The sequence below is a fragment of the Mesorhizobium sp. P3_A9 genome, assembly GCF_056402975.1.
This window is the reverse complement of the sequence record NZ_JBFUGJ010000577.1, coordinates 1-2,354: the sequence shown is the minus strand read 5'-3', so window position 1 is coordinate 2,354 and position 2,354 is coordinate 1. Positions and strand designations below refer to the sequence as shown.

Genomic DNA, 2,354 nt, shown 5'->3' with positions numbered 1-2,354 from the left:
GCTATGGCGACGGCAGCTTTCCCGATCTGCAATCCGAACTGCTGTTCAGAGAAGACCTGACGCCGGTGTGCAGCCGCAAACTCTTCCATCAGGTTCTCGGCCACAAGCCGCTGTCGAGAGTGACGCCGGACGATCTCAGATACTTCACGCTGCTGCATTCCGACACCTGCACCCAGAACTGGGAATCCTGGCTYGGCTTCGCCGGCGCCAGYTYCGTRCTCRRMGAARCCAARAGCATCTWYTTYGAYTCGTGCATGATGTCCTACGAGGCGGCCAATGCCGGRMTGGGWTTTGCYGTGGCCAACCGTGCCTAYATGGCCAGCGAYATCCGCGCCGARAGGCTGGTCGCTCCSTTTGMCRTCCAYCACCCRAAYACGGCCGGTTGGTATTTCGTCTCCCCCCACAAGAGCCTTGCCGCACGCAAGGTGCAGATGTTCAAACAATGGGTGATGGCGGAAGCGGCCCAGACACAGCGCGAATTGGATAGCGAAATCAGCTACCTGGTTTCCGAAGCTGTCTGAAATTTCTGAGTGGCTTGGTGTAAAAGCGATGCTGCAGCAAAAGATGCGGCAATAGCCGGCGTAGGCCCCGGACTTAGAACGAAACAATCTCAATCAGGCGAAGGCCCTTCCCTCCTCGGTGCGCTGGAAATGCACCAGGTCGAGCGGCACGGAAGGGGCGGCCTAGAACCGTCAGGATCATATGCGCCTGGCCGCGGTGATGGGTCTGGTGGTTGAGAACAGCACATTTACTGGTGGAAACGTCGGCGGAGCGTTGAATCAGGGGGTGCGGTAGCATTCCGCGMCCGCGCTGCCGGGGGCTATATCTTGTCAGTTCAATTCAATAGGCGTGTTCCTGTCGAAATTGGTGCGGCTCTCGCTGTATGTCGCTTGAAGATATCTTTGATGACGGCGGCGGGGACCAGCGTCCACCGGACGGCAAGGTTGCGCAGGCACAAGAGGTGAACTACGGCCTGAACACGGTCACCGGGAGTACGCTTGGCTCGTTTGGAACGCTGGCGATTTTGGCAGAACAGAACACGGCCAGTACCGATCAGGCTGTGAGCTTCCTGAGCAATCACGGCACTACAGGCCTCTATGCAGCGGGCGCTGTCGTCGCGCTGCGCGCCTTCATCACCTTCATGGCGGCGAGCGGGAAAAGCCGCTCCTGAACCCGACCGCGTAAAATGGCCCCGGACTTGCGCCGGGGCCAAATTGTTCAAACCTTGGTGTCGAGGTAGGGAATAAACCACTTTTTGCGTTGCTGACCACCAGCAAGCTCCCAATCCCGCTTGCGGTTCTTAACGGCCGTTTGCGTAATTGACATCTTGCGGCCAGCCGAGTTGTAGCCGGCCCCATTATCAAGAAGCCGGAACAGGATCTCGACACCCTCACGCGTCAGGTTAAAGCCAGTTTTGTTACGGGAGTCGCTGCAATCTTCATCGGACGGCACCTTGAAGATGATAAGGCCTGTAGGCCCTTTGGGAACAGGCGTAAGTCGCTCACGAAGTGCGTCGAAGCTTCGGTCTAGAACGCCGTGGGCTTCAAGACGGGCGGCCTCAATGGCCTCTGATATTTCTGGCGAAAGTTCCATGAGAAAAGTTCCTCTTTCTCTGCGCCTTCCAGAGTCTATTCCCTAGAAATGCACGAGAGGTTGCTACACTACGGGTACATGTAGTGAAATCCCGAAAAACCAGAAGACTCGCACTGAATCGGGTTGTGACAGTGCGGGCATGAAGAGCAACGGTCAGGGACGCACATCGCGATATGTCATCTGCCTCCGCAGGGACTTGCGGTCTGCGAAAATGCCACTAGGGTGATTTCGACACCACAGGGGGACTTCATGACAACATTTTTCGCCATTGTATTCATTGTAGGAGCAATTGCTCTGTTTATTGCTCCAACTGCGATCAGGGAATACAACAAGGCCAGATATCCCGATCAGAAGTGACTGCGTAGACTGAAGCACGCAGCATCAACGACAAAAAGGCGCCCCCATGGACGCCTGACATAACCAATGGGGAAGTGTCACCACGTCATATAAAACAATGACGCACCCTCCGGGCGCGTCAAAGCATTTCGCTATGCAGCCTCTTCGAGCTGCTTCTCATCGACCTTGGGGAAGGCCTGGTTCCAAAGGAAGTCCGCCCCCTGCCCGGCATAGCTGGCGGCAGTGAAGATGGCTCTGGTGTCCTGCTTCAGCACCTTAAGCCAGTTATCGAGGTAGCTGGCCGACCGATACCCGGCAGGAATGCCGAGACGGGCACACAGAAAGGCGCTGCCCAGCTCCGCCACCAGCTCTTCGAAGGCGTATTGCTCGTCCCCGAAGCGCTTTCTTAGCTTCCGTCCACACCG

The 2,354-nt window shown here is 56.8% G+C and carries 4 protein-coding genes and 1 pseudogene; 2 read left to right on the top strand and 3 right to left on the bottom strand.

All coding sequences use genetic code 11. The annotated features are described in order from the left end of the window. Positions 1 to 521, top strand: a 521-nt coding sequence (locus tag AC1DX0_RS34755) for a LysR substrate-binding domain-containing protein (protein ID WP_477358911.1), incomplete at its 5' end; no start/stop codon positions are given. Positions 522 to 614: 93 nt separating this feature from the next. Here the strand turns inward: AC1DX0_RS34755 and AC1DX0_RS34750 are convergent. Next, positions 615 to 738, bottom strand: a pseudogene (locus AC1DX0_RS34750) (DinB family protein); the annotation flags it as partial. Positions 739 to 883: 145 nt separating this feature from the next. On the opposite strand from AC1DX0_RS34750, the gene AC1DX0_RS34745 reads away from it, so the two are divergent. Then, complete coding sequence (locus tag AC1DX0_RS34745; RefSeq protein WP_477219339.1) at positions 884 to 1,171, top strand: hypothetical protein; 288 nt, start codon at positions 884 to 886, stop codon at positions 1,169 to 1,171. Positions 1,172 to 1,218: 47 nt separating this feature from the next. Here AC1DX0_RS34745 and AC1DX0_RS34740 read toward each other — a convergent pair whose 3' ends face one another. Then, positions 1,219 to 1,593: a hypothetical protein gene (locus AC1DX0_RS34740; RefSeq protein WP_477219340.1), complete on the bottom strand. Its 375-nt coding sequence runs from the start codon at positions 1,591 to 1,593 to the stop codon at positions 1,219 to 1,221. 488 nt (positions 1,594 to 2,081) lie between these two features. Beyond that, a partial coding sequence (locus tag AC1DX0_RS34735; protein WP_477358908.1) for a zincin-like metallopeptidase domain-containing protein occupies positions 2,082 to 2,354 on the bottom strand: 273 nt, incomplete at its 5' end.

Coding starts and splice junctions, on each gene's coding strand:
- AC1DX0_RS34745 (WP_477219339.1), top strand. CDS start 884: ATGTCGCTTGAAGATATCTTTGATGACGGCGGCGGGGACCAGCGTCCA.
- AC1DX0_RS34740 (WP_477219340.1), bottom strand. CDS start 1,593: ATGGAACTTTCGCCAGAAATATCAGAGGCCATTGAGGCCGCCCGTCTT.